The organism is Comamonas sp., from assembly GCF_036643215.1.
GTDB lineage: Bacteria > Pseudomonadota > Gammaproteobacteria > Burkholderiales > Burkholderiaceae_C > Comamonas.
Window position 1 is genome coordinate 1 of the sequence record NZ_JAVXSJ010000079.1, and the last position, 3,023, is coordinate 3,023.

The 3,023-nt window shown below is 60.0% G+C and carries 3 protein-coding genes and 1 pseudogene; all 4 read left to right on the forward strand.

From position 1 onward, the window contains the following. The first annotated feature begins 63 nt into the window (after positions 1-63). On the forward strand, positions 64-870 hold the full coding sequence (tam, locus tag RSF91_RS19710; protein ID WP_332569991.1) for a trans-aconitate 2-methyltransferase: 807 nt from the start codon (positions 64-66) through the stop codon (positions 868-870). Beyond that, positions 867-1,862 carry an HpcH/HpaI aldolase/citrate lyase family protein gene (locus tag RSF91_RS19715; protein WP_332569992.1) on the forward strand — a complete coding sequence of 332 codons (996 nt, stop codon included), beginning with the start codon at positions 867-869 and terminating at the stop codon, positions 1,860-1,862. The genes tam and RSF91_RS19715 overlap by 4 nt, the downstream gene beginning before the upstream one ends. 42 nt (positions 1,863-1,904) lie before the next feature. Then, positions 1,905-2,474 (forward strand): hypothetical protein, encoded by a 570-nt coding sequence (locus RSF91_RS19720; protein WP_332569993.1) that lies wholly within the window; start codon positions 1,905-1,907, stop codon positions 2,472-2,474. A 98-nt stretch (positions 2,475-2,572) separates the two neighbouring features. Further along, positions 2,573-3,023 (forward strand): annotated as a pseudogene (locus RSF91_RS19725) (bifunctional aconitate hydratase 2/2-methylisocitrate dehydratase); the annotation flags it as partial.

Here is a 3,023-nt window from a genome sequence, read left to right on the forward strand (position 1 = left end):
CAAGACTCTGGCTGAGCTGCAAGGCGAGCAAGACGGCGTCAAGCACCTGCTGTAATAAGCACCATGCAAGACTGGAACCCCGCGCTGTATCTGCGCTTTGCCAATGAGCGCACGCGCCCAGCGGCAGAGTTGCTGGCACGGGTGAATCTGGTCGAGCAACCGGCTCGCAGCCTCCACATCGTGGATCTGGGCTGCGGGCCGGGTAACTCTACCGAGTTGCTGGCCGCACGCTTTGCCAAGGCGAGCGTGCTCGGTATCGATAACTCTCAGGCCATGCTGGAGACTGCTCGCAAGCAGTTGCCCAAGGCCCGGTTCGAGGCAGGCGATATCGCCACCTGGACCCCCGCTGCCAATGAAGCAGCGCCTGATCTGATCTATGCCAACGCCGCCCTGCAGTGGGTTGGTGAGCATGAAACCCTGATTCCCCGTCTGTTTTCGCTGTTGACGCCCGGTGGCGTGCTAGCGATTCAGATGCCTGACAACCGTCAGCAACCCTCGCACCGGCTGATGCGCGAAGTCGCGCAATTGCCGCAGTTTGCCCCGTACATCGGCGATGCAGACCAGGTGCGAACCGAGATTTTGCCCATAGGGGCTTATTACGATTTACTGGCTGCGCCCAAGCATGAGGTGGCAAGCGTCGATGTGTGGCACACCATCTACCAGCACCCCATGGATTCGGCGGCGGCCATTGTGCAGTGGCTCAGCAGCACGGGCCTTAAGCCCTTTGTAGAAGGCCTGCCAGCCGCGTTGCAAGCTGAGTTTCTAGCTGAATACGAGCGCCGCATTGAGGCGGCCTACCCCCTGCGAGCTGACGGTCAGCGTCTGCTCGCTTTTCCTCGACTTTTCATAGTGGCGCAGCGCAAGTCATGACGAAAGAATTGGTTCATCCCGCTCAGGTCTTGCTGGACGCACAAGGTGGCGCCCAGCGTTTGCCCGTTTGTGATCACTACAGCGGCGTGGAAGTGCGCATGCGCAAAAGCCTGCAGTTGCAGGCCGAGATGATGCAAGAGTTCGGCACCTGCGTGTTTGACGTCACGCTGGACTGCGAAGACGGTGCCCCCGTGGGGCAGGAAGCGCAGCATGCAAAGCTGGTGGCCGAGCTGGCCAACGGCGCGGCACATGGCGCGCGCGTGGCAGCGCGGGTGCATGCGGTGGACCATGAGCACTTTCAGCAGGATATGGACATCATTGCTGGCAACGCCGCAGAGCGCCTGTGCCACATCATGATTCCAAAGGTCGAAAGTCTGGATGACGTGCTTCAGGCCGAAAAAGCCCTGCAGCGCGCTACAGGCAAGCGCGTGCCGCTACATGTTTTGATTGAATCGCCTGCCGCAGTGCAGCAGGCCTTTGACATTGCCGCCCACCCGGCCGTGCAAAGTATCTCGTTCGGGCTGATGGATTTTGTCTCGGCCCACGGTGGTGCGATTCCGGCATCGGCCATGACGGCGCAGGGCCAGTTTGAGCACCCCATGGTGGTACGCGCCAAGCTGGAGATCGCCGCCGCCTGCCATGCCCACGGCAAAGTGCCCTCGCATTGCGTCGTGACTGAATTCAAGAATCCCCTGGCTCTGGAGGCTTGTGCGCAAAAAGCGTCGCGCGAGCTGGGCTACACACGCATGTGGAGCATTCATCCGGATCAGATTCGTCCCATCTTGCGCGCTTTTTCTCCTGCGGAAGACGAAGTAAAGCAAGCGGCACAGATTCTTACCGCTGCAGCAGTGCAGAATTGGGCGCCCATCAATTTTGGTGGTGTACTACACGACCGCGCCAGCTACCGCTATTTTTGGCAGTTGCTTGAGCGCGCTCACCAGACGGGGCAGGCCTTGCCGGTTGAAGTTCAACCCTGGTTTGCCTCGCACTGACCCCCAAAACGAACTCATAACAAGTCTGCAGGAGCTATTCCTATGAAGACCCTGATCGCTACTTTGATGATTGCCGCCCCTTTGCTGGCAATCAGCCACTCTGCTGTGGCCGAAACCGCAACCAAGGCTAAGGCCAAGGCTGTGGCTACCAAGAAGGCACCCGTTGCCAAAAAGGCGCCTGTCGCCAAGAAGGGCAAAGCCGTTGCTGCAGCCGCCGTTGCGGGCGGCGCTGCTGTCGTGGCCGCCGGCCCCGCTTCTGCTGCGTTGAGCACAGAAGACTTGGCCGTGGCTGAGCGTGTGCACAAAGGTCGCATCGCCTGCGAACTGGGTGCTTTTGTCAACGTGAACGCTGATACGGCCAACCCCGGCTACTTCATCGTGGACGGCCGTGGTTTCAAGTACCACATGGTCCCCGTGAAGACCTCGACCGGCACCGTGCGCCTGGAAGACAAGGCCGCTGGTGCGGTGTGGCTGCAGATTGCCAACAAGTCGATGCTGATGAACCAGAAGGCTGGTCAGCGACTGGCTGACGAATGCATGAGCCCCGAGCAGCAACAAGTGGCTGAAGCCATCCGCAAGAACCCGCCTCCTAGCCTGCTGGACAACAAGTAAGTCCCGCGAGGCTGAGGGCTGACATATCGCACATATGTCAGCCCTGTAATTCGCGCTAACCGCGCAGCCTTTATCAAAAACCATTGGAGAGACCCCCCATGTTGAAAGCCTACCGTGACCATGTGGCAGAACGCGCCGCACTGGGCATCCCCCCGTTGCCTCTGGATGCCAAGCAGGTTGCTGACCTGATCGAGCTGATCAAGAACCCACCCGCTGGCGAAGAAGAAGTCCTGATGGACCTGCTGACTCATCGCGTGCCGCCTGGTGTGGACGATGCAGCCAAGGTCAAGGCTTCCTTCCTGGCTGCCGTGGCTCACGGCGATATCAAGGTGGGTCTCATCTCCAAGGCCAAGGCCACCGAGCTGCTGGGCACCATGGTGGGCGGCTACAACGTTCACCCCCTGATTGAGTTGCTGGACGACGCTGAAGTCGCCGGTGTGGCCGCTGATGCGCTGAAGAAGACATTGCTGATGTTTGACTTCTTCAACGACGTCGCCACCAAGGCCAAGGCCGGTAACGCCAAGGCCCAGGAAGTGATGCAAAGCTGGG

What these genes read in the sequence shown, in the direction of transcription:
- RSF91_RS19715 (WP_332569992.1), top strand. Translation starts at nt 867, where the DNA reads ATGACGAAAGAATTGGTTCATCCCGCTCAGGTCTTGCTGGACGCACAA.
- tam (WP_332569991.1), top strand. Translation starts at nt 64, where the DNA reads ATGCAAGACTGGAACCCCGCGCTGTATCTGCGCTTTGCCAATGAGCGC.
- RSF91_RS19720 (WP_332569993.1), top strand. Translation starts at nt 1,905, where the DNA reads ATGAAGACCCTGATCGCTACTTTGATGATTGCCGCCCCTTTGCTGGCA.